Source organism: Actinomadura sp. KC345, from assembly GCF_004348515.1.
Classification (GTDB): domain Bacteria; phylum Actinomycetota; class Actinomycetes; order Streptosporangiales; family Streptosporangiaceae; genus Spirillospora.
Genome location: NZ_SMKH01000123.1, coordinates 1 through 21165, shown reverse-complemented (window position 1 = coordinate 21165; position 21165 = coordinate 1). Strand labels below are relative to the sequence as shown.

Here is a 21165-nt window from a genome sequence, read left to right as displayed (position 1 = left end):
CTGTGCGGGCCGTTGAGGGGCTTTCCGGGCGGGCCGGGATCGTCTACGACGAGGTGAGCGGGGAGCGGCTGGACGTCTGGGGTACCGGCGGAGGGCTGCGGCCCGTGTTCGTGTTCCTGCACGGTGGCTACTGGATGGCGCTGTCGCGGGACGTGTCGTCGTTCATGGCCCGGATGCTCCACGAGCAGGGCGTCGCCACCGTGGTGCCCGACTACACGCTTGCCCCGAAGGCGTCACTGGAGGAGATCGTCCGGCAGGTGCGGGCGTCCGTCGCGTGGGTGTACCGCCACGGGCGCGAGCACGGGCTCGATCCCGAGCGGATCGTGGTCGGTGGCAGTTCGGCGGGCGGTCACCTGACAGGGATGACGATGGCCGGTGGCTGGCAGGACGCTCTCGGGCTGCCCGCGGACGTGGTCAAGGCCGCGATGCCGGTCAGCGGGTTGTTCGACATCCGTCCCATCACTCGCGTCTATGTGAACGAGTACGTCCGGCTGGATCTGGAGCGGGCGGCGGCGCTGAGTCCCGCGCTGCTGCCCGCGGAGTACCGGTGCCCGGCCGTTTTCGCCGTCGCGGAGGACGACGGCGACGGGTTCGTGGAGCAGACGCGGCTGTTCCAGCCGGAGTGGGGGCCCGGCGAGCTGATGATCGTGCCCGGCCGCGATCACTTCGATGTCGTCCTCGACCTGGCCGACCCGGGTTCGGGGCTCGGCAAGGCCCTGCTCGACCTCATCCCGCGGTGAGCGCGGCGGCCTCGCGGCGGAGGCGGTCGAGCATCAGCCGGGCCGACGGGGTCGGGGCGCGGTGTGCGGGCAGCGTGACGCCCACCTGGCGGCGGACGGTCTCCAGCGGCACCGGCAGCGGCGCGATCTCGCCGTCCGTCCGCGCGACGAGTTCGGGCAGCGCGGCGATCATGTCGGTGTCGCGGACCAGCGTGCGGACGGTCAGCACCGAGGTGCACTCCACCAGGTTCCGCGGCATGGCGAGCCCCGAGGCGCGGAACACCTGCTCCAGTTCGGTGCGCAGCGCGGTCTGCTCCAGCGGGAGCACCCACGGGTAGTCGAGCAGGTCGGCGAGAACGAGGCCGGGCCGGGAGCGGGCCGGGTGGCCGTGGCGGGCGACCAGCTCGACCGGCTCGCCGTACAGGGTGATCTGGCGGAGGCCGCGCAGGTCGTCGATGGGGTTGAGGCGGCCGAGGATCAAATCGGTCTCGCCGTCCAGCAACCGGGGGACCAGCGCGTCGAACGTGGCCTCCTGGACGATCACCGTGATGCCGGGGCGGTCCTCCTTCAGGGCGGCGATCGCGCGGGGGAGCAGTACGTTCGAACCGGCGAGGAGGGTGCCGACGGTGACCGTGCCGACCTCGCCGTCCGCCAGGCCGGAGATGCGCTCGCCCGCGCGGCGCAGCTCGGCCAGGACTGCGCGGGCGTGTTCGATGAACACGTCCCCGAACAGGGTCGGCGTCACGCCGCGCGGGCCGCGGGTGAACAACTCGACGCCGAGGAGGTTCTCCAACTCCCGCAGGCTCCGCGTGACGGCGGGCTGCGCCAGGCGCAGGTGCTCGGCGGCGCGCAGGACGCTGCCCTGGTCGGCGATCGCGACGACGAGGACCAGGTGGCGGAGCTTCAGCCGTCCGTTGAGCAGGTCGATCGGACGCATGCCCACTTGCTATCACAGACCTGTGATGGCTCCATGGTCGATTGGTATTTGTCAGGCATAGCTCGGGGGCGGAGGATCGAATCATGAAGGCCGAACACTACGTCGGCGGGGTCTTCCGTTCGGACGGGACGTCCTTTCCGCTCATCGCGCCCGCGGACGGCTCCGAGCTGGGGACCGTCCCGGAGGCCACGCAGGACGTCGTGGACGGCGCCGTGACCGCGGCGCGGGCCGCCCTCAAGGGGGCTTGGGGCGCGACGGGCGTGCAGGAGCGGGTCGCCGCACTGAGGTCCGTCGCCGACGGGATCGAGGCGCGCTTCGGGGAGTTCGTCGACGCCGAGGTCGCCGACACCGGGAGATCCAGGGATTTCGCGTCCACCGTGGACGTCCCGAGGGCCGTCGGCAACTTCCGCGCCTACGCCGACCTGCTCTACGGGCGTCCAGAGCGGGCCCACATGACTCAGGTCCCCGGGTGGAGCTCCGGGACGGGGGAGGCGCTCAACTACACGGTGCGGCGGCCGCTGGGCGTCGTGGCGATCATCTCGCCGTGGAACCTCCCGCTGCTCCTGTCGACCTGGAAGATCGCCCCCGCCCTGGCGTGCGGCAACACCGTGGTGCTCAAGCCGTCCGAGGAGACGCCGTCCACCGCGACGCTGCTCGCCCGGGTGATCGACGAAGCCGGGCTTCCGGACGGTGTGTTCAACCTGGTGCACGGGCACGGCGCGGGAGCGGCGGGCGAGTTCCTCACCGGCCATCCGGGCGTGGACGCGATCGCCTTCACCGGCGAGTCCGCCACCGGCGCCGCGATCATGCGCAACGCCGCCGACCACGTCACGCCGCTGTCGTTCGAGCTGGGCGGCAAGAACCCCGCGCTCGTCTTCGCCGACGCCGACCTCGACGCCGCCGTGGACGGGACGGTCCGCTCGTCGTTCACCCACTCCGGCCAGATCTGCCTGTGCACCGAACGCGTCTACGTCGAACGCCCGGTCTTCGACGAGTTCGTCGCACGGCTCGGCGAGCGCGCGAGAGCGCTCGACGGCTACGGGCCGATGATCTCCGCCGAGCACAGGGACAAGGTCCTCTCGTACTACCGCCTCGCCCGCGAAGAGGGCGCCGAGTTCGTGGCGGGCGGCGGCGCACCGGAGTTCGGGGACGCGCGCGACGGCGGCTTCCACGTCCAGCCGACCGTCCTCACCGGTCTCCCGGAGACGGCCCGCACGGTCAAGGAGGAGATCTTCGGCCCGGTCTGCCACGTCGCGCCGTTCGACACCGAGGACGAGGCCCTCGCCCTCGCCAACGACAGCCCCTACGGGCTCGCCTCGACGATGTGGACGCGGGACCTGTCCAGGGCGCACAGCGTGGCGCCGCGCATCGAGACCGGGATCGTCTGGGTGAACTGCTGGAACCTGCGCGATCTCCGCACCCCGTTCGGCGGTGTCAAAGCGTCCGGGATCGGGCGTGAAGGGGGAGAGTACTCCTTGGACTTCTTCTCGGAGCCCGTCAACGTGTGCATCCAGATCTGAGAGCTGAGAGCGAGCCCCGTGACCTCGAACATCGACACCGCCGCCGAGCGGCTCCTCGGCGCCTACGCGTCCGGCGCGCCGTGCGAACCCGTCCGCGACCTGATCGGCGCCGCCGACGACGCCTACGCCGTCCAGGACCGGCTGACCGAGCGCTGGCTCCGCGACGGCCGCCGCCTCGCCGGGCGCAAGATCGGCCTGACGTCGCGCGCCGTCCAGGCGCAGATCGGCGTGGACAGCCCCGACTTCGGGATGCTGTTCGCCGACATGGCCGTCCCCGACGGGGAGGAGATCCCCGCGGGCGCGGTGCTGCAGCCGCGCGCCGAGGCCGAGGTCGCGCTCGTGCTGGAGCACGACCTGACCCACGAGCGGCACACCGCCGCCGACGTCATCCGCGCGACCGCGTTCGCGCTGCCGGCGATCGAGGTCGTCGGCAGCCGGGTCCGCGACTGGGACATCACGCTCGCCGACACCGTCGCCGACAACGCCTCGTCCGGAATGTACGCGCTGGGCAACCGGCCCGTCCTCCTCAGGGACGTCGACCTGCGCCTCTGCGGGATGGTCATGGAGCGGCGCGGCGAGCAGGCCTCCACCGGCAACGGCGCCGCCTGCCTCGGGCATCCGCTGAACGCGGCGCTGTGGCTCGCCGACACGCTCGCCCGCGTCGGGCGCCCGCTGCGCGCCGGCGACACCGTGCTGACCGGCGCGCTCGGCCCCGTGGTCCCGGCCGCGCCCGGCGACGTGTTCGAGGCCCGCATCGACGGTCTGGGCGATGTGCGCGTCGCGTTCGGCAAGGAGGAGGGCTGATGGTGGATGTGAACGGGCTCGCGGCGACGCTGGACGAGGCCGCCCGGGACGTCCGGGCGATCCCCAGGCTGACCGAGAGGACGCCGTTCGACGTGGCGGCCGCCTACGCGGTCCAGCGCGCCGGGATCAAGCTGCGGCGCCAGCGGGGCGAGCGGCTCGCCGGGGTGAAGATGGGCTTCACCAGCCGGGCCAAGATGGTGCAGATGGGGGTCGACGACGTCATCTGGGGCCTGCTCACCGACCGGATGCTCGCCGAGTCGTCCGTGGACGTCTCGCGTCTCATCCACCCGCGGATCGAGCCCGAGATCGCCTACCTGATCGGGCGGGAGGTCCGTTCCGCCGCCGAGGTGGAGACCGCCGTCGCCGGTGTCGCGGTCGGGTTCGAGGTGCTCGACTCCCGGTTCGCCGACTTCAGGTTCACGCTCCCGGACGTGATCGCCGACAACGCGTCCGCCGCGCGGTTCGGGTTCGGGGCCTGGCACGCCCCCCGCGACGTGTCGAACACCGGGCTGCTCGTGGAGATCGACGGGCGCCCGGTGCAGACCGGCTCGTCCGCCGCCATCCTCGGCGACCCGGCGCGGTCGCTGCGGGCGGCGGCCCGGCTCGCGCTCGGCGCGGGAATGAAGCTCGAACCCGGTTGGATCGTCCTGGCGGGCGCCGCCACGGCCGCCGTCCCGCTCCCGAAGGACGCGCACGTCCGCGTCACAGGCGCGGGCCTGGGGTCGGTGGAGGTGACGACGTGATGGGCGACGCGATCCTCGTGGAGGGCAAGGCCGCACCGCGCGGCCGGTTCCCCCACGTCAAGCGGGCCGGTGACTTCGTGTTCGTGTCCGGGACGAGTTCACGCCGCCCCGACGGGACGTTCGCCGGGGCGAGCGCCGACGCGATGGGCGTCACCGACCTCGACATCCGGGCGCAGACCCGCGCCGTCATCGAGAACATCGGCGACCTCCTCGACGCGGCCGGCGGAGGGCTCCCCGACATCGTCAGCGTCACCGCCTACCTGGTCAGCATGAACGACTTCGGCGGGTACAACGAGGTCTACGGCGAGTACTTCGACGAGACCGGCCCCGCCCGCACCACCGTCGCCGTCCACCAGCTCCCACACCCGCACCTGCTCGTCGAGATCTCGTGCGTGGCGCACATTCCCGAGGACGGCGGGCCCCGTGAGCGCACGCCCGGTGAGCGCACGCCCGGTAAGGAGGCCGGAACATGACACTGCCGCAGCTCTCGTTCGGAACGCCGTTCAACTTCGAGGCCTGGATCGACGAGCACCGCGACCTGCTCAAGCCGCCGGTCGGCAACGTCCAGGTGTTCGAGGAGGCCGGCCTGATCATCATGGTGGTCGGCGGTCCCAACCAGCGGACCGACTTCCACGACGACCCGACCGAGGAGTTCTTCTACCAGCTCAAGGGCAACATGGTCCTGCGCGTCATGGAGGAGGAGGGCCGCCCGCCGACGGACCTGCAGATCAACGAGGGCGACGTCTTCCTGCTGCCGCCGCACGTGCGGCACTCGCCGCAGCGGCCCGAGGCCGGGTCGATCGGGCTCGTCGTCGAGATCCCGCGGCCGGAGGGGCTGCGCGAGGCGTTCGAGTGGTACTGCACCGAGTGCCACCGCCTCGTCCACCGCGCCGAGCTGCAGGTCGCCTCGATCGTGGACGACCTGCCGCCGGTCTTCGAGGGCTTCTACGGCAGCGGCCGCGAATGCCCGAACTGCGGTGCGGTCCACCCGGGCAGGACGTGGCCCCGGACCATGACCCCGACCACGGCACCCCGTGTTTGACGGGCCAGGGGCGGTCATCGACGTCCACACCCACGTCTTCCCGCGGATCGGCCGCGCCGAGGGCCGCCTGCTCGCCGGCGAGGGGGAGCCGTGGCTGCGCGTCGACGGCGGCGGCACCGGCATGATGATGTCCGGGGACGACGAGTACCGGCCCGTGGGGGACGCGCTCTGGGAGCCCGCCAGGCGCCTCGCCGACATGGACGCCGCGGGCGTGGACGTCCAGGCGCTCGCGTCCACCCCGCTGATGTTCGGGTACGCGGCCGAGCCGTCCCGGGCCGCCGACTGGTGCGAGCTGGTGAACGAGCGCATCCTGGCGTTCTGCGCGGACGCGCCGGACCGGCTGCTGCCGCTGTGCCAGGTACCGCTCCAGGACCCGGCGCTGGCCTGCGACGTCGCGACGCGGGCGGCGGCGGCCGGGCACCGCGGCGTGCACATCGGCAACCATGTCGGCGACCGCAACCTCGACGACGAGGGGATCACCGCGTTCCTCGCGCACTGCGCCCGGATCGGGCTGCCGGTCCTGGTGCACCCGTGGGACATGCTCGGCGCGGAACGGATGCGCGGCCACATGCTGCCGTGGCTGTCCGGGATGCCCGCCGAGACGCAGCTGAGCATCCTCGGGCTGATGCTGTCGGGCGCGTTCGAGCGGATCCCGGCTTCTCTGCGGCTGTGCTTCTGCCACGGCGGCGGAAGCTTCGCGTTCCTGCTCGGGCGGGCCGACAACGCCTGGCGCCGGCGCGACATCGTCCGCGCCGACTCGCCGCGCCCGCCGTCGGAGTACGTCGACAGGTTCCACGTCGACTCCGCCGTGTTCGACCCGCGGGCGCTCCGGCTGCTCGTCGACGTGATGGGCGCGGAGCGGGTGATGCTCGGGAGCGACTACCCGTTCCCGCTGGGGGAGGAGGAGCCCGGCGCGACGATCCGGGCGTGCCCCGGCCTGGACGCCGGCGAACGCGCCATGCTGCTCGGCGGCAACGCGCAGGCGTTCTTCGGCCCCGCCGGAGCCGCCGCCCGGACGCCGGCGAGTCCGGCCGCCGCCGGGATCACACCGTGAGAAGGGACGCCGTGACGGCCGAGGACGAGGCCCGGCGCCTCGACGAGAACGATCCGCTGCCCGCGCTGCGCCGCGAGTTCCTCGTCCCGCCCGCCCCCGGCGGGACGTTCGAGGAGGCCGCGTACTTCGCCGGAAACTCCCTCGGGCTCCAGCCGAGGAGCGTCGCCGGGCGCCTCCGCGAGGAGCTGGACGACTGGGCGCGGCTCGCCGTCGAGGCCCACACCGAGGGCCGCCGCCCCTGGGTGGCCTACCACGAGCTGCTCCGCGAGCCCGCGGCCCGCCTCGTCGGCGCGCTGCCGCACGAGGTCGTCGCGATGAACTCGCTCACCGTCAACCTGCACCTGATGATGGCGAGCTTCTACCGGCCGGCCGGGGCCCGCACCCGCATCGTCGTCGAGGACTCGGCGTTCCCGTCCGACTCCTACGCCGTCGCCGGGCAGGCCGTCCACCACGGGCTGGACCCGGCCGCGGCGGTCGTGCGGCTGAAGCCCCGGCCCGGCGAGGACAACCTGCGCACCGAGGACGTCGTCGCGTTCCTCGAACGCGAGGGCGGCACGGTCGCGCTCCTCTTGCTCGGCGGCGTCAACTACCTGACCGGCCAGCTCATGGACATGGCCGCGATCACCAAGGCGGGACGCGCGGCGGGGGCGGCCGTCGGCTGGGACCTCGCGCACGCCGCCGGGAACGTCCCGCTGCGCCTGCACGACTGGGACGTCGACTTCGCCGCCTGGTGCACCTACAAGTACCTGAACTCCGGCCCGGGGGCGGTCGCGGGCTGCTTCGTCCACGAGAGGCACGTCCGGGACGCCTTGCTCCCGAGGCTGTCGGGCTGGTGGGGCACCGACCCGGCCGTCCGGTTCCGGATGGACCCCGACATCGCGCCGCCCGCCTCCGCCGACGCGTGGCAGGTGTCCAACCCGCCCATCCTGGCGCTCGCCCCCGTGCTGGCCTCCCTGGAGATCTTCGACCGGGTCGGGATGGAGCCGCTGCGCGCCAGGAGCGAACGGCTCACCGGCTACCTGGCGTCCCGGCTCGCCGCGACCGGCGCCCGGATCGTCACCCCGGCCGATCCGGCGGCGCGCGGCGCCCAGCTGTCGCTGCGGGTGGACGACGCGGGCGGGCTGGTCCGGCGGCTCGCGCGGCGCCACGGGGTGGTCGCCGACGCCCGCGAGCCCGACATCCTGCGGCTCGCTCCCGTACCGCTGTACTGCACGTTCCACGACTGCCACCGCGCCGCCGAGGCACTGGGAGATCTTGTTTAGGAGTGTCCGGTGCATGGGGCGGCGCGTCATCGGGTAGGTTCGTGGTCGTTGCACGATGGCGCCCGGCCCGGCCGGCCGGACGCCAGGCAGTCTCGAAGCGTTTTCTCCGGGCGACCGGCGGACGTGAGATGAGTCCGCTTGCAGCCCGGTCCGCCGCCCGGCGGCCCGGTGGGTTACACCCAGAGGAGAAGAAAGACCATGGCCGAAGGCACCGTGAAGTGGTTCAACGCCGAGAAGGGCTTCGGGTTCATCGCGCCCGACGGCGGCGGCCCGGACGTGTTCGTCCACTACTCGGCGATCGCCAGCAGCGGGTACCGCAGCCTGGACGAGAACCAGCGCGTCACGTTCGAGATCACGCAGGGCCAGAAGGGCCCCCAGGCCGAGGGCGTCTCCCCGCTCTAAACGCCGCTCTGCGGGATCGGCACGCGTGACACACGTGTCAGGCCGGGGACGTTCACCGTCCCCGGCCTTTCCTGTTCCCGTTCCCGGCCCTACTCCCGGTCCTGGTCCCGGGGCAGCCGCTCGCCGGTCCGCAGCCGGTCGAGCCCGAGCCAGATGAACTCCATGGCCATCTGCTCCGCGCGGTCGCGCGGGGTGTCGGGATGCTCCAGCCACCACGAGACCATCGACAGCATCGACCCGTACATCAGGGGGACGAGCAGCCGCGCGCGGTGCTCGTTGACCGCCAGCGCCGCCGGAGAGATCGCCGGGTCGGCGCGGCGGCGGCGCAGGAGCAGGTCGGCGAACGCGCCGCCGAGGCGGTCGCGCAGCTCGCGCAACCCCAGCCCGATGTCGTCGGGCTTGTCGAGGTGCCGGATCACCAGCGCCCACGCGTCCGGCTCCGCCGTGGCGTAGTCGAACAGCACCCGGATCATGGCGCGGATGCCGTCCGGCGAGCCGTGCGTGGCGAGCACGGACTCGTTGAGCCGGGCGGTCAGCTCGGCGACGATCGCCTCGGTGACCTCGGCGAACAGCTCCTCCTTCGACGTGAAGTGCTGGTACAGCAGCGCCTTGGACACCTGCGCCGCCGCGGCGACGTGCTCCATCTGCGTCAGGTGGTAGCCGCGGCGGCCGAACTCCTCCAGCGCCACCTGGAGCAGCTGCTCGCGCCGCCGGGCGTACGGCATCCGCCGCCGCACGCCCGGCCCGGCCGGGCCGGGCACAGGCTCGCCCGGTACGGCGCCACCGGTCCCCGCGCCGTCGGACGCCGGCGTGCCCTGCACCGGCGTGCCCTGCACCGGCGCGCCCTGCACCGGCGTGCCCGGTACCGGCCCGCCGGACGCCGCCCCGTCCCGCCCGGCCTCCCCCGTGCCGTCGGTCATGCGGTGCTGTACTTGCCCAGCTCGGCGCGGGCGACGGAACGGACGTGGACCTCGTCGGGGCCGTCGGCGAGCCGCAGGGTGCGCAGGCCCGCCCACATCGCGGCGAGCGGGGTGTCGTCGCTGACGCCGGCGCCGCCGTGCATCTGGATCGCGGTGTCGACGACCTCCAGCGCGACCCGCGGCGCGATGACCTTGATCGCCGCGACCTCCGAGCGGGCGGCCTGGACGCCGTGCTTGTCGATCAGCCAGGCGGTCTTCAGCGTGAGCAGCCGGGCCTGCTCGATCGCCATCCGCGACTCGGCGATCTGCTGGCGGACCACGCCCTGCTTGGCCAGCGGCCCGCCGAACGCCTCCCGGGACAGGGCGCGCTCGCACATCATCTCCAGCGCCCGCTCGGCCGCGCCGATGGCCCGCATGCAGTGGTGGATGCGGCCGGGCCCGAGGCGCGCCTGGGCGATGGCGAAGCCGCCGCCCTCCTCGCCGACGAGGTTCTCCACCGGGACGCGGACGTCGGTGAAGCGGATCTCGCAGTGCCCGTGCTGGTCCTGGTAGCCGAACACCGGCAGCGGCCGGACGACCTCCACGCCGGGCGTGTCGAACGGCACCAGCACCATCGACTGCTGCCGGTACGGGTGCCCGTCCGGGGCGGTCTTGCCCATCAGGATCATGATCTTGCACCGCGGGTCGGCGGCGCCGGTGATCCACCACTTGCGGCCGTTGATCACGTAGTGGTCGCCGTCCCGCTCGATGCGGGTGGAGATGTTGCGGGCGTCGGAGCTGGCGACGTCCGGCTCGGTCATCGCGAACGCGCTGCGGATCTCCCCGTTCAGCAGCGGGGTCAGCCACCGGTCCTTCTGCTCCGGCGTGCCGAACAGGTGCAGGACCTCCATGTTGCCGGTGTCGGGGGCCGCGCAGTTGGTGGCCTCGGGCGCCAGCTCGAGGGAGCGGCCCGTGATCTCGGCGAGCGAGGCGTAGTCGGTGACCGAGAGGCCGTGCGCGGGGTCCTCGCTGTCGGGCAGGAAGAGGTTCCAGAGACCGCGCTTGCGGGCCTCGACCTTGAGGTCCTCCACGATCTGGGGGAGGTGGTGCTCCCGCCCCGCGGCGCGCAGCTCCGCCCGCTGGGCCGCGTACACCGGCTCCGCCGGGTAGACGTGGGAGTCCATGAATTCCTGGAGGCGGCCGAGGTGTTCCTGGGCGCGCTCGCTCAAACCGAAGTCCATTCCGCTAGAGTAACTGACGAGTCAGTTACTTCGGGAGGGAGTCCCCCATGGCGGCGTCCGGCGACACGGGCTTCGACGGCACGGGCAAGGTCGCGTTGGTCACGGGCGGATCGAACGGGATCGGGGCGGCGGTGGCGCGCCGGCTGGCCCGCGAGGGCTCCCGCATCGTCCTCGCCGACGTCGACGCCGAGGCCGGGACCGCGCTCGCCGGGGAGCTGGACGGCGCCTTCGTCCGCTGCGACGTCCGGGAACCCGCCGAGAGCGAGGCCGCCGTCGCGGCGGCCGTGGAGCGTTTCGGCGGGCTCGACGTGGCGTTCCTCAACGCCGGAGTCGCCGGTGGCGGCGGCGTGGGCGACGACTTCGACCTCGCCGCCTACCGGCGGGCCATCGGCATCAACCTCGACGGCGTCTTCTTCGGCGTGCACGCCGCGCTGCCCGCGCTCCGCGCCCGCGGCGGCGGTCACATCGTCGCCACCGCCAGCATGGCCGCGCTGACCGCGACGCCGTTCGACCCCGTCTACGGCGCGAACAAGGCGGCCGTGGTCGGGCTCGTCCGCGCGCTGGGCCCGACGCTGGCGGGGGAGGGGATCCGGGTGAACGCGCTGTGCCCCTCGTTCGCCGACACCGACATACTCATCCCGATGAAGGGGCAGCTTCAGGAGAGCGGTTTCCCGATCCTGCCCGTGGACGACGTCGTCGAGGCGTTCATGCGCATCCTGAACGCCGACGGCGCAGGCGAGGCCTGGTACGTGGTGCCGGGGCGCCCGTCCGAGCCGTTCAAGTTCCGCGGCGTCCCCGGGCCCCGCTAGGCCGCACACGCGACAGGAGAGTCATGCGAGCGATCCAGATCACCGAGTTCGGCGGGCCCGAAGTGCTGAACGTCGCCGAGCTGCCCGACCCGGCGGCCGGGCCGGGGCACCTGGTCGTCGACATCTCGCGGGCGGGGGTCAACTACGCCGACACCCACCAGGCCGAGAACAGCTACCTGTCGGAGACCACGCTGCCGCTGGTGCCGGGCGGTGAGGTGGTCGGGACCGCCGCGGACGGCCGCCGCGTCGTCGCCCTCGTCGGCACCGGCGGCTACGCGGAGAAGGCCGTCGCGCCCGAGGCCCTCGCGTGGGACGTCCCGGACGCCATCGACGACGTCACCGCCCTGGGCATGGTCATCCAGGGCGCGTCGGCGTGGGTGCTGCTGCGCCGCAGCGTCCACCTCGCGCCCGGCGAGTCCGTCGTCGTGCACGCCGCCGCGGGCGGCGTCGGGACCCTCGCCGTCCAGCTCGCCAAGGCCTGGGGCGCCGGGCGCGTCATCGCCACCGCCTCGTCGAAGGACAAGCGCGACCTGGCCCTGGAACTCGGCGCCGACGCCGCGGTCGACGCGGCCGAGCCCGACCTCAAGGACGCGCTGATCGACGCCAACGGCGGCCGCCGCGTGGACACCGTCCTGGAGATGACGGGAGGCACGGTCACCGACCAGAGCCTGCGGGCCCTCGCCCCGTTCGGGCGCCTCGCCTTCTACGGCATGGCGTCGCGGCAGGAGCCCTCGCCCGTCCGCCCCGCGAACCTGATGTCGCACTCCACCACGATCGCGGGGATGTGGCTGGCGCACGTCTTCCAGCTTCCGGGCGACGTGATGCGCGCGGCCCTCGACGAGCTGTTCGGCCTCGCCGCGGACGGACGGCTCCGCGTGATCGGCGGCGGCGAGTACGCGCTCACCGACGCCAGGCGGGCGCACGAGGACCTGCGCGCCCGCCGCACCACCGGCAAGCTCGTCCTCGACCCGTCCCGCTAGCCCGCGCCCACGGGACCGCCGGGCCCGGCTAGCCGACGAGGCCGTTCTCGTAGGCGAAGACGACGGCCTGGGTGCGGTCGCGCAGGGCGAGCTTGGTCAGCACGTGCCCGACGTGCGTCTTGACCGTCTGCTCGGCCAGCACCAGCTCGGCGGCGATCTCGGCGTTGGACAGCCCGCGCGCGATCAGCCGCAGCACGTCTAGCTCGCGCGGCGTCAGGCCCGCGGTCGCCTTCGGGCTCGGCCGCTGGTGGCGCCGGCGCCGCGCGAAGTCGCCGATCAGCCGCCGGGTGATGGACGGGGCCAGCAGCGCGTCCCCCGCCGCCACGACCCGCACGCCGTTCACCAGGTCCGCCGCCGACGCGTCCTTCAGCAGGAACCCGCTGGCCCCCGCGCCGAGCGCCTCGTAGACGTACTCGTCGAGGTCGAACGTGGTGAGGATGAGCACCTTCGGATGCGCCGCCGCCGGGTCGACGTCGTCGGCGTCCGGGGGCGGGTCGCCGATCAGCTCGGCGGTGGCGGCGAGGCCGTCCATCTCCGGCATCCGGATGTCCATCACGATCACGTCGGGGTCGAGCCGGCGGGCCATCTCCACCGCCTCGCGGCCGTTGCCCGCCTGCCCGATCACCTCGATCCCCGGATCGGAGGACAGCAGCGCCGCGAGCCCGTCGCGGATCATGACCTGGTCGTCGGCGATCAGCACCCGAATCGTCACGGGCCAACCCTACGGGGCCGGGAGATCAGCCCGGGTCCCCGTAGGGCAGTTCGGCGGCGACCGACCAGCCGGCGTCGTCGCGCGGGCCCGCGCGCAGGCTGCCGCCGAGCATGGTCACGCGCTCGCGCATCCCGACGAGCCCGTGCCCGCCGCCGTGCGACTCCTCCGGCGCGCTGCGGGCGCCGTCGTCGGAGACCGACACGCCGAGCGTCTCCGAGCCGTACTTGACCTCGATGTGGACCCGCGAGCCCGGCGCGTACCGGGACGCGTTGCTCAGCGACTCCTGGACGATCCGGTAGGCCGACAGGTCGACCCCCGCGTTCAGCGGGCGCGGCATCCCGGCGACGACGACCGCGACCGACAGGCCGGAGCCGCGGGCCGCGCCGACCAGCTCGTCCAGCCGGTCCAGGCCGGGCTGCGGGGCGCGTTCGGCGTCCTCGTCGTCGGAGCGCAGCAGCCCCACCACGCGGCGCGTCTCGGTGAGGGCCTCGCGCGCCGAGTCCCGCACCACCCCGAACGTCTGCCGTGCCGCGTCCGGCAGGTCCGGGATCTTGAAGGGCGCCGCCTCCGCCTGCATCGCGATCACCGACATGTGGTGCGCCACCACGTCGTGCAGCTCGCGTGCGATGCGGGCGCGTTCCTCCAGGACGGCCTGCCGGGCCAGGTCCTGCCGGTGCTGCTCCTCGCGCCGGCGCAGCTCCTCGACGGCCGAGTGCCGCCCGCCGACCGCGTCGCCGAAGGTCAGCGTCACCGCCGCGAGACCCGCGAGGATCATGCCGAACCAGCCGGGCATGCCGAGCACCACGGCGGGTGTCAGCACCCCCGCGATGGTGACCGCGCCGACGCCGAGGGTGGTCTGCCGGTCGGCGCCGACCCCGGTGAAGAACAGGATGACGATCATGGCGAGGATCGCGGTGACCGGCCAGGGCATGAAGCCGTCCCCGTGCCGGACGAAGACCGTCAGCAGCATGCCGGTCGCGGCCAGCCGCCACGCGGCCAGCGGCCAGCGCGCCGCGAAGATCAGCGGCGTCGCCTGCAGCACCCCAAGCGGCCAGGCGAGCCCGGGGCGGACGCCGTCCACCACGATCGGGGTCGCGATCGCCCCGCCCGTGAAGCCGATCGTCAGCGCGAGCAGGACCCCGAGGATGGGCAGGCGCAGCGACTTCCGCTCGGGCAGCAGGGTGACGGCCGGCTCGTCCCCGCCGGGCAGGAGGGCGGAGCGGACGCCTTCCAGCAGCCGGGGCCGGTGCCCGGCCGCGATGCGGTCTGGTTCGTTCATTTCACCGGAAGCCTAGGACGCCCCGGCCCGGGGAGGCGTGCCCCCGCCGAGGGAGATGTATCCGCCCTCCTTGGTATCACCCCCGCGCCGCGCCTCCGCGCCGCACCCCGCATGTAGTATGCATTCTCGACTTGTTATATAGGGATTTCGTCGAAGGGCGGCACATGACCCTCCGCTTCCATTGGTTCCTCCCCACGACCGGCGACAGCCGCGCACTGATCGGCGGCGGCCACGTCGTCCCCATCGGGGTGGCGCAGCCCCCGCCGCGGCCGGGCACGGCCGACCGCATCCGGCCGCCGGACATCGGCTACCTCGCCCAGGTCGCCCGGACCGCCGAGCAGCTCGGCTTCGAGGCGGTGCTGACCCCGACCGGCACCTGGTGCGAGGACGCCTGGCTCGTCACCGCGGCGCTGCTGCGCGAGACGTCCCGGCTGAAGTTCCTCGTCGCGTTCCGGCCCGGGTCTGTCTCGCCCACCCTCGCCGCCCAGATGGCCGCCACCTACCAGCGGATCTCCGGCGGAAGGCTGCTGCTCAACGTCGTCACCGGCGGGGAGCCGGCCGAGCAGCGCCGGTTCGGCGACCATCTGCCGCACGAGGCCCGGTACGCGCGGACGGAGGAGTTCCTGCGGATCGTCCGCGGAGCCTGGAGCGGCGAGCCGTTCGATCTCAAGGGCGAGCACTACCACGTCGAGGGCGCCACCGTCTCCCGGCCGCCGGACCCGCTCCCGGAGATCTACTTCGGCGGCTCCTCGCCGGCCGCCGGGCCCGTCGCCGCGAGCCACGCCGACACCTACCTCACGTGGGGGGAGCCGCCCGCCCCGGTCGCGCAGAAGCTCGCATGGATGCGCGGCCTCGCGGACGCGCGCGGCCGCGGGCTCAGGTTCGGGATCCGGCTCCACACCATCAGCCGCGACACGTCCGAGGCCGCGTGGGCGGAGGCGCAGCGGCTCCTGGACGGCCTCGACCCCGCGGACGTCGAGAAGGCCCAGCAGGCCCTGTCGGCCAGCGACTCGGTCGGGCAGAAGCGGATGCGCACGCTGCACGAGGACTTCCGCGCGGGCGGCTCCGCCTCCGCACGGGATCTGGAGGTCCACCCCGGCCTGTGGGCGGGGGTCGGGCTCGTCCGCGGCGGCGCCGGCACCGCGCTGGTCGGCAGCCACGCCGAGGTCGCCGGCCTGATCGAGGAGTACGCAGCGCTCGGCGTCGAGGAGTTCATCATGTCCGGCTACCCGCACGTGGAGGAGGCGTACTGGTTCGGCGAGGGCGTGCTGCCCGAGCTGCGCCGCCGGGACGTGGCGATCTTGCAGTGATCGCCGGGGCGGCGGACACTGCGGGGATGACCGACCTGAACCATCCGATCTTCGCCCGGTTCTACCCGCGGCTGGACGCCGCCTCCGCGAAGGCCGGCGGCGAAGCGCACCGCGCCGAGCTGCTCGCCGGCGCGTCCGGCCGCGTGCTGGAGGTGGGCGCCGGATACGGGGCCAACTTCGCGCACTACCCGCCGGAGGTCACCGAGGTCGTCGCCCTCGAACCCGAGCCGCGGCTGCGCGCCAGGGCCGGCCGGCTCGGCGCCGGCGCGCCCGTCCCCGTCACGGTGCGGCCGGGCATGGCCGAGGATCTCGACGCCGGCGACGCCTCGTTCGACGTCGTCGTGGCGTCCCTCGTGCTGTGCTCGGTGCGCGACCCCGTCCGCGTGCTGGGCGAGATGAGGCGGGTCCTCAAGCCCGGAGGCGAGCTCCGCTACTACGAGCACGTCCGCGGGCGCACACCGGGGAAGGTGCGGTTCCAGCGCTACGCCGACGTCGTGTGGCCGTTCTTCGCGGGCGGGTGCCACGTGTCCCGCCCCACCGACGCATGGATCGCCCGCTCGGGGTTCACCGTGCGGGACGAGCGGCATTTCGAGTTCCCCGCCTCGGGCGCCAACCCGGCCTCCCCGCACGTCATCGGAATCGCGACGCGCGACCGGCCGGAGGCGAGCGGAGAGGGCGGCGCGCCCGCATAAGGTCCACGCCCACGGGAAGATCGGGCTTCATGACCTCATCCGGCGGACACGCGCGATCCCCAGGCGGCGGGCGGCAGGACGGGCTCGCCAACCCGGTGCTCATCGCCTTCCTCCTCGCGACCGCCGCCGCGGTCGGCGGACTCCTGTTCGGGTACGACTCGTCGGTGATCAACGGGGCGGTCGACGCGATCGAGTCGGAGTGGGGCCTCGGCTCCTTCGTCGTCGGATTCGTCGTGTCCTCGGCGCTGCTCGGCTGCGCCGCCGGCGCCTGGTTCGCCGGACCGCTCGGCGACCGCATCGGCCGGGTGCGGGTGATGCTGATCACCTCGGCGCTGTTCGTGGCCAGCGGGATCGGCTCGGCCCTGGCCTTCGGCCCGGTCGACCTGATCGTCTGGCGGCTGGTCGGCGGCCTGGCCATCGGCGCCGCCTCGGTGATCGCGCCCGCCTACATCGCCGAGATCGCGCCCGCCCGGCTGCGCGGCCGGCTCGGCTCGCTCCAGCAGATGGCGATCGTCCTCGGGATCTTCTCGGCCCTGGTCGTCGACTACGTCATCGCCCGCGTCTCCGACGGCGGCGCGTCCGGTGAGTTCCCCCTGGGCGGCACCGCCTGGCGGTGGATGTTCGCCAGCGAGATCGTCCCCGCCGCCCTGTACGGGGCGATCGCGCTGGCCATTCCCGAGTCGCCCCGCTACCTGGTGAAGAAGCACCGGACCGCCGAGGCCCGGCGGGTGCTCAAGCGCGTCATGGTCCCGGCCGAGGTGGACGCGAAGATCGACGACATCGCGCGCTCGCTCGCCGAGGACCGTCCGGTCAAGCTCCGCGACCTGCGCGGCCCCAGGCTCGGCCTGCTGCCGATCGTGTGGGTCGGCATCCTGCTGTCGGTCTTCCAGCAGTTCGTCGGCATCAACGTGATCTTCTACTACTCGACCTCGCTCTGGCAGTCGGTCGGGTTCTCCGAGGACGACGCGATGCTCACCTCGGTGATCAACTCGCTGGTCAACGTCGCGTTCACGCTCGTCGCGATCGCGCTCATCGACCGGATCGGGCGGCGCCGGCTGCTGCTCGGCGGCGCCGCGGGCATGGCGGTCTCCCTCGCCGCGCTCGCCGTCTGCTTCGCCACCGCGCCCGTGGTGGACGGCGAGCCGGCGCTCGGCGACGTCGCCGGGCCGATCGCGCTGGTGGCCGCCAACACCTTCGTCGCCTCGTTCGCCGCGACGTGGGGGCCCGTCGTGTGGGTGATGCTCGGAGAGATGTTCAACAACTTCATCCGCGCCGCGGCGCTCGCCGTCGGCGCCGCGACGCAGTGGATCGCCAACTTCGTGATCACCACCACCTTCCCCGCCATCTCGGGCGTCTCCCTGGGGTTGGCCTACGGCCTCTACACGCTGTTCGCCGTCCTGGCGTTCGTGTTCGTCATGCGCGCCGTCCCCGAGACCAAGGGACGCGAGCTGGAGGACATGGACGATCTCGCGTCGCCCGGAGCACGCGCGTAATGCATCGCCGTGGCCGCGTCCGTCGGATAAGGTCGTGGTATGCCGCACGTGTCCAAGACGACGACGCCGGGTCGACCCCGGCGCGACTGCGGCATGTCCTGACATTGCACGCGGCAGGGCCCCGGGATCGATCCCGGGGCCCTGCCGCGTTTCCGGGCCGGTCTCCGGGGTCGTCCCGCGCCCTCCACGACGAGAGGAGCGGCCGATGGAGCCGGATGCGTCCGGGGGACACCCCGAGTCGATAGCATCGGAACCCGCTGGCACCGAGCCACCACACCATCAACCGATACCGCGAGGAGTACCCGTGTCCACCGTGTCTGAGCTGCGCATCACCCTCGACGGGAGCGAGCGGGCGGTGCCGGCGGGCACCACCGCGGGCCGGGCACTGGACGCCGACGGCCGCACCGTGATCGCCGCCAGGGTGAACGGCGAGCTGCGCGACCTCGCCGGCGAGCTGCGCGACGGCGACGCCGTCGAGCCCGTCGAGATCGGCTCCGGCGACGGCCGGGCGATCATGCGGCACTCCGCCGCGCACGTGATGGCGCAGGCCGTCCAGGAGCTGTTCCCCGACGCGAAGCTGGGCATCGGCCCGCCGGTGGAGAACGGCTTCTACTACGACTTCGACGTCGCCGAGCCGTTCACCCCGGACGACCTCAAGCGCATCGAGAAGCGGATGCGCGAGATCGTCAAGCAGGGGCAGCGGTTCTCCCGGCGCGCCGTCTCCGACGAGGAGGCGCGCGACGAGCTGGCCGGCGAGCCCTACAAGCTGGAGCTGATCGGCCTCAAGGGCGCGGGCCCGTCCGAGGGGGCCGTCGGGGACGCCGCCGACGGCGCGGACGTCGAGGTGGGCGCCGGCGAGCTGACCATCTACGACAACCTCGACGCCAAGTCCGGGGACCTGCGCTGGAAGGACCTGTGCCGCGGCCCGCACCTGCCGTCCACCCGCGTCATCCCCGCGTTCAAGCTGATGCGCGCCGGCGGCGCCTACTGGCGGGGCAGCGAGAAGAACCCGCAGCTCCAGCGGATCTACGGCACCGCGTGGGAGTCCCGGGAGCGGCAGGACGAGTACCTGAGGTTCCTGGAGGAGGCCGAGAAGCGCGACCACCGCAGGCTCGGCGCCGAACTCGACCTGTTCTCGTTCCCCCCCGAGATCGGCAGCGGCCTCGCCGTCTTCCACCCGAAGGGCGGCGTCGTCCGCCGCGTGATGGAGGACTACTCGCGCAGGCGGCACGAGGAGGGCGGCTACGAGTTCGTCAACACCCCGCACATCACCAAGGGCGACCTGTTCGACGTCTCCGGGCACCTCGGCTGGTACAAGGACGACATGTTCCCGCCGATGGAGGTCGACGGCGGCGACTACTACCTCAAGCCGATGAACTGCCCCATGCACAACCTGGTCTTCCGGGCGCGCGGGCGCTCCTACCGCGAGCTGCCGCTGCGGCTGTTCGAGTTCGGCTCGGTGTACCGGTTCGAGAAGTCGGGCGTCGTCCACGGGCTCACCCGCGTCCGCGGCATGACCCAGGACGACGCGCACATCTACTGCACCAAGGAGCAGATGGGCGGCGAGCTGAAGGACCTGCTCGCCTTCGTCCTCGACCTGCTGCGCGACTACGGCCTCGACGAGTTCTACCTGGAGCTGTCCACCCGCGACGACTCGCCCAAGTTCATCGGGGACGCCGCCGACTGGGAGGAGGCGACCGAGGCGCTGCGCAAGGCCGCCGACGACTCCGGGCTCGACCTCGTCGCCGACCCCGGCGGCGCGGCCTTCTACGGACCGAAGATCTCCGTCCAGGCCAAGGACGCCATCGGCCGGACCTGGCAGCTGTCCACCATCCAGGTCGACTTCAACCAGCCCAAGCGGTTCGGCCTGGAGTACCAGGCGGCGGACGGCACCCGGCAGCGGCCCGTCATGATCCACCGGGCGCTGTTCGGCTCGATCGAGCGGTTCTTCGGCGTGCTGCTGGAGCACTACGCGGGCGCGATGCCGCCGTGGCTGGCACCGGTGCAGGCCGTCGGCATCCCCATCGCCGACGCCCACGTCCCGCACCTGGACAGGGTCGCGGAGCGGCTGCGCGAGCGCGGCGTCCGGGTGGAGGTCGACACCTCCGCCGACCGGATGCAGAAGAAGATCCGCAACGCGCAGAAGCAGAAGGTCCCGTACATGCTGCTGGCGGGCGACGACGACGTGGACAAGGACGCCGTGTCGTTCCGGTACCGCAGCGGCGAGCAGCGCAACGGCGTCCCGATCGCCGACGCGGTCGAGGAGATCGTCAAGGCGGTCGAGGCCCGCATCCAGATCTGAGCGGGACCCCGCGCGGAGCCGTGCCGGTGTGCCGGTGCGCGTCCCGCTGTATTGGTAGCCTCATCGCTCACACGCGACCGGGGAGCGGCGGAGATGAAGTCCAGGAGGCCGAGGCGGGCCCGGTCGATCCTGCTCCGGATCGCGGGCTACGCCGGCACCACCGCGCTGGTGGCGGCCGCGGCGGTGGTCCTCCTCCTTCCGGTGCTCGACGACGGGAAGGGCGGCACCGCCGGAGCCCAGGGATCGAGCCCGGCGTCGACGGCGCCCGGCGGGCAGGCGGGCGGCCCGGGGGGACCCGGTCCGCTGGGCACCCCGACCGGCCCGGTCCCGCAGGGCAGCGCGCGGCCGGAGCCCCCCGGCCCGTCCGGCGGGCCGGGGGGCGGGCCGCAGATACCCGACCAGGGCGGCGCGGAGGGCATCACCTGGTGCCCGCAGGGGACGGCGTCCTACCGCGCCACCCGCACCGGTGTGGACGTCGCCGTCTCCGTCGGGTCCAGCGGGGCGATCCGCGCGGAGCTGGCGCTGCGCGGGCGGGCGCCGGAGTCCCAGCAGACCACCGTGCCGGGCGGCCGGCCGCACACGTTCCACTTCCGGGGCCTCTCGCCGCAGCTCGTCGAGCGCGTCAAGATCACGACGGTCTCCGTCGGGGTCTCGATGCAGACGTGCTACGCCCGCGCCGCGGCGTGAGGGAGGCGGCCGCGGAGGCGGTTCGGCGGCCGGGGCGCCGGATCCCGGCTTCGGCCCCCCGGCCGCCTCTCTCTATGCTGCTGGGCAGGCCCTGAGCAGAAGGAGACCGCCGCGTTGAGCGCAGAGCCGGAGGAGTCCGTGGTGCAGCAGGGGCGCGAGGGCGCGCCCGGTGCCGGGAACGAGCGCGTGCCCCGCTACGAGGAGGAGAGGGGCGGCGCCGGCACGCCCGACAACTTCCAGCGGCTCTGGACCCCGCACCGGATGGCCTACATCAAGGG

At 73.3% G+C, this 21165-nt stretch carries 21 protein-coding genes; 16 read left to right on the top strand and 5 right to left on the bottom strand.

Going from position 1 to position 21165, the window contains the following annotated elements; genetic code table 11:
* The coding region (locus tag E1281_RS20975; protein WP_131880755.1) for an alpha/beta hydrolase at positions 1 to 740 on the top strand (740 nt) is incomplete at its 5' end.
* On the opposite strand, the gene E1281_RS20970 is transcribed toward E1281_RS20975, so the two are convergent.
* Positions 727 to 1656, bottom strand: coding sequence for a LysR substrate-binding domain-containing protein (locus E1281_RS20970; RefSeq protein ID WP_131880753.1), 930 nt, complete (start codon positions 1654 to 1656; stop codon positions 727 to 729). The two genes, E1281_RS20975 and E1281_RS20970, sit on opposite strands and share 14 nt — an antisense overlap.
* Before the next feature lie 83 nt (positions 1657 to 1739).
* Between E1281_RS20970 and E1281_RS20965 the strand changes: the two genes are divergently transcribed.
* From E1281_RS20965 to E1281_RS20930, 8 genes are all read left to right on the top strand, one after another.
* Complete coding sequence (locus E1281_RS20965; protein WP_131880751.1) at positions 1740 to 3176, top strand: 2-hydroxymuconic semialdehyde dehydrogenase; 1437 nt, start codon at positions 1740 to 1742, stop codon at positions 3174 to 3176.
* 18 nt (positions 3177 to 3194) lie between these two features.
* Entirely contained in the window at positions 3195 to 3980 is a 786-nt protein-coding gene (locus tag E1281_RS20960) for a fumarylacetoacetate hydrolase family protein (RefSeq protein WP_279433636.1), read from the top strand.
* Positions 3980 to 4723 carry a fumarylacetoacetate hydrolase family protein gene (locus tag E1281_RS20955; RefSeq protein WP_131880747.1) on the top strand — a complete coding sequence of 248 codons (744 nt, stop codon included), beginning with the start codon at positions 3980 to 3982 and terminating at the stop codon, positions 4721 to 4723. Before E1281_RS20960 ends, E1281_RS20955 begins: the two co-directional genes overlap by 1 nt.
* On the top strand, positions 4723 to 5196 hold the full coding sequence (locus tag E1281_RS20950) for a RidA family protein (protein ID WP_131880745.1): 474 nt from the start codon (positions 4723 to 4725) through the stop codon (positions 5194 to 5196). The genes E1281_RS20955 and E1281_RS20950 overlap by 1 nt, the downstream gene beginning before the upstream one ends.
* Positions 5193 to 5765, top strand: coding sequence for a 3-hydroxyanthranilate 3,4-dioxygenase (locus tag E1281_RS20945; RefSeq protein WP_131880743.1), 573 nt, complete (start codon positions 5193 to 5195; stop codon positions 5763 to 5765). The genes E1281_RS20950 and E1281_RS20945 overlap by 4 nt, the downstream gene beginning before the upstream one ends.
* A complete protein-coding gene (locus E1281_RS20940) occupies positions 5758 to 6819 on the top strand; it encodes an amidohydrolase family protein (protein WP_131880741.1) in 1062 nt (353 codons plus the stop codon). The genes E1281_RS20945 and E1281_RS20940 overlap by 8 nt, the downstream gene beginning before the upstream one ends.
* Complete coding sequence (gene kynU / locus E1281_RS20935) at positions 6816 to 8081, top strand: kynureninase (RefSeq protein WP_131880739.1); 1266 nt, start codon at positions 6816 to 6818, stop codon at positions 8079 to 8081. Before E1281_RS20940 ends, kynU begins: the two co-directional genes overlap by 4 nt.
* Positions 8082 to 8279: 198 nt before the next feature.
* The gene (locus E1281_RS20930; RefSeq protein WP_131880737.1) at positions 8280 to 8483 is read left to right on the top strand and encodes a cold-shock protein; all 204 of its coding nucleotides are present in this window, start codon (positions 8280 to 8282) and stop codon (positions 8481 to 8483) included.
* 89 nt (positions 8484 to 8572) lie between these two features.
* Here E1281_RS20930 and E1281_RS20925 read toward each other — a convergent pair whose 3' ends face one another.
* Together E1281_RS20925 and E1281_RS20920 are read right to left on the bottom strand one after the other, a co-directional pair.
* Positions 8573 to 9403 (bottom strand): TetR/AcrR family transcriptional regulator, encoded by an 831-nt coding sequence (locus tag E1281_RS20925; RefSeq protein WP_243717182.1) that lies wholly within the window; start codon positions 9401 to 9403, stop codon positions 8573 to 8575.
* Entirely contained in the window at positions 9400 to 10623 is a 1224-nt protein-coding gene (locus E1281_RS20920) for an acyl-CoA dehydrogenase family protein (protein ID WP_131880734.1), read from the bottom strand. The genes E1281_RS20925 and E1281_RS20920 overlap by 4 nt, the downstream gene beginning before the upstream one ends.
* A gap of 47 nt (positions 10624 to 10670) precedes the next feature.
* Between E1281_RS20920 and E1281_RS20915 the strand changes: the two genes are divergently transcribed.
* Both E1281_RS20915 and E1281_RS20910 read left to right on the top strand, forming a co-directional pair.
* The gene (locus tag E1281_RS20915; protein WP_131880732.1) at positions 10671 to 11432 is read left to right on the top strand and encodes an SDR family NAD(P)-dependent oxidoreductase; all 762 of its coding nucleotides are present in this window, start codon (positions 10671 to 10673) and stop codon (positions 11430 to 11432) included.
* Positions 11433 to 11455: 23 nt separating this feature from the next.
* Entirely contained in the window at positions 11456 to 12412 is a 957-nt protein-coding gene (locus E1281_RS20910; RefSeq protein ID WP_131880730.1) for an NADPH:quinone oxidoreductase family protein, read from the top strand.
* Between the two features lie 28 nt (positions 12413 to 12440).
* Here E1281_RS20910 and E1281_RS20905 read toward each other — a convergent pair whose 3' ends face one another.
* Positions 12441 to 13124 carry a response regulator transcription factor gene (locus tag E1281_RS20905; protein WP_131880728.1) on the bottom strand — a complete coding sequence of 228 codons (684 nt, stop codon included), beginning with the start codon at positions 13122 to 13124 and terminating at the stop codon, positions 12441 to 12443.
* 25 nt (positions 13125 to 13149) lie between these two features.
* Complete coding sequence (locus E1281_RS20900) at positions 13150 to 14403, bottom strand: sensor histidine kinase (protein ID WP_131880726.1); 1254 nt, start codon at positions 14401 to 14403, stop codon at positions 13150 to 13152.
* A 164-nt stretch (positions 14404 to 14567) separates the two neighbouring features.
* Here E1281_RS20900 and E1281_RS20895 point away from each other — a divergent pair, with 164 nt between their 5' ends.
* The 5 genes from E1281_RS20895 to E1281_RS20875 all read left to right on the top strand — a co-directional run bounded on the left by E1281_RS20895 (position 14568) and on the right by E1281_RS20875 (position 20887).
* Positions 14568 to 15713 (top strand): LLM class flavin-dependent oxidoreductase, encoded by a 1146-nt coding sequence (locus E1281_RS20895; RefSeq protein WP_131880724.1) that lies wholly within the window; start codon positions 14568 to 14570, stop codon positions 15711 to 15713.
* A gap of 26 nt (positions 15714 to 15739) precedes the next feature.
* A complete protein-coding gene (locus tag E1281_RS20890) occupies positions 15740 to 16405 on the top strand; it encodes a class I SAM-dependent methyltransferase (RefSeq protein WP_131880722.1) in 666 nt (221 codons plus the stop codon).
* A 29-nt stretch (positions 16406 to 16434) separates the two neighbouring features.
* Complete coding sequence (locus tag E1281_RS20885; RefSeq protein WP_131880720.1) at positions 16435 to 17898, top strand: sugar porter family MFS transporter; 1464 nt, start codon at positions 16435 to 16437, stop codon at positions 17896 to 17898.
* Between the two features lie 304 nt (positions 17899 to 18202).
* Positions 18203 to 20200, top strand: a complete 1998-nt coding sequence (gene thrS / locus E1281_RS20880; RefSeq protein WP_131880718.1) for a threonine--tRNA ligase — start codon at positions 18203 to 18205, stop codon at positions 20198 to 20200.
* 93 nt (positions 20201 to 20293) lie between these two features.
* Positions 20294 to 20887, top strand: coding sequence for a hypothetical protein (locus E1281_RS20875; protein ID WP_131880716.1), 594 nt, complete (start codon positions 20294 to 20296; stop codon positions 20885 to 20887).
* The last annotated feature ends 278 nt before the right edge of the window (positions 20888 to 21165 follow it).

Bases quoted from the DNA above. Each gene is read 5' to 3' on its own strand.
- E1281_RS20970 (WP_131880753.1), bottom strand. From the start codon at position 1,656: ATGCGTCCGATCGACCTGCTCAACGGACGGCTGAAGCTCCGCCACCTG.
- E1281_RS20965 (WP_131880751.1), top strand. From the start codon at position 1,740: ATGAAGGCCGAACACTACGTCGGCGGGGTCTTCCGTTCGGACGGGACG.
- E1281_RS20955 (WP_131880747.1), top strand. From the start codon at position 3,980: ATGGTGGATGTGAACGGGCTCGCGGCGACGCTGGACGAGGCCGCCCGG.
- E1281_RS20950 (WP_131880745.1), top strand. From the start codon at position 4,723: ATGGGCGACGCGATCCTCGTGGAGGGCAAGGCCGCACCGCGCGGCCGG.
- E1281_RS20945 (WP_131880743.1), top strand. From the start codon at position 5,193: ATGACACTGCCGCAGCTCTCGTTCGGAACGCCGTTCAACTTCGAGGCC.
- E1281_RS20930 (WP_131880737.1), top strand. From the start codon at position 8,280: ATGGCCGAAGGCACCGTGAAGTGGTTCAACGCCGAGAAGGGCTTCGGG.
- E1281_RS20925 (WP_243717182.1), bottom strand. From the start codon at position 9,403: ATGACCGACGGCACGGGGGAGGCCGGGCGGGACGGGGCGGCGTCCGGC.
- E1281_RS20920 (WP_131880734.1), bottom strand. From the start codon at position 10,623: ATGGACTTCGGTTTGAGCGAGCGCGCCCAGGAACACCTCGGCCGCCTC.
- E1281_RS20915 (WP_131880732.1), top strand. From the start codon at position 10,671: ATGGCGGCGTCCGGCGACACGGGCTTCGACGGCACGGGCAAGGTCGCG.
- E1281_RS20910 (WP_131880730.1), top strand. From the start codon at position 11,456: ATGCGAGCGATCCAGATCACCGAGTTCGGCGGGCCCGAAGTGCTGAAC.
- E1281_RS20900 (WP_131880726.1), bottom strand. From the start codon at position 14,403: ATGAACGAACCAGACCGCATCGCGGCCGGGCACCGGCCCCGGCTGCTG.
- E1281_RS20895 (WP_131880724.1), top strand. From the start codon at position 14,568: ATGACCCTCCGCTTCCATTGGTTCCTCCCCACGACCGGCGACAGCCGC.
- E1281_RS20890 (WP_131880722.1), top strand. From the start codon at position 15,740: ATGACCGACCTGAACCATCCGATCTTCGCCCGGTTCTACCCGCGGCTG.
- E1281_RS20885 (WP_131880720.1), top strand. From the start codon at position 16,435: ATGACCTCATCCGGCGGACACGCGCGATCCCCAGGCGGCGGGCGGCAG.
- E1281_RS20875 (WP_131880716.1), top strand. From the start codon at position 20,294: ATGAAGTCCAGGAGGCCGAGGCGGGCCCGGTCGATCCTGCTCCGGATC.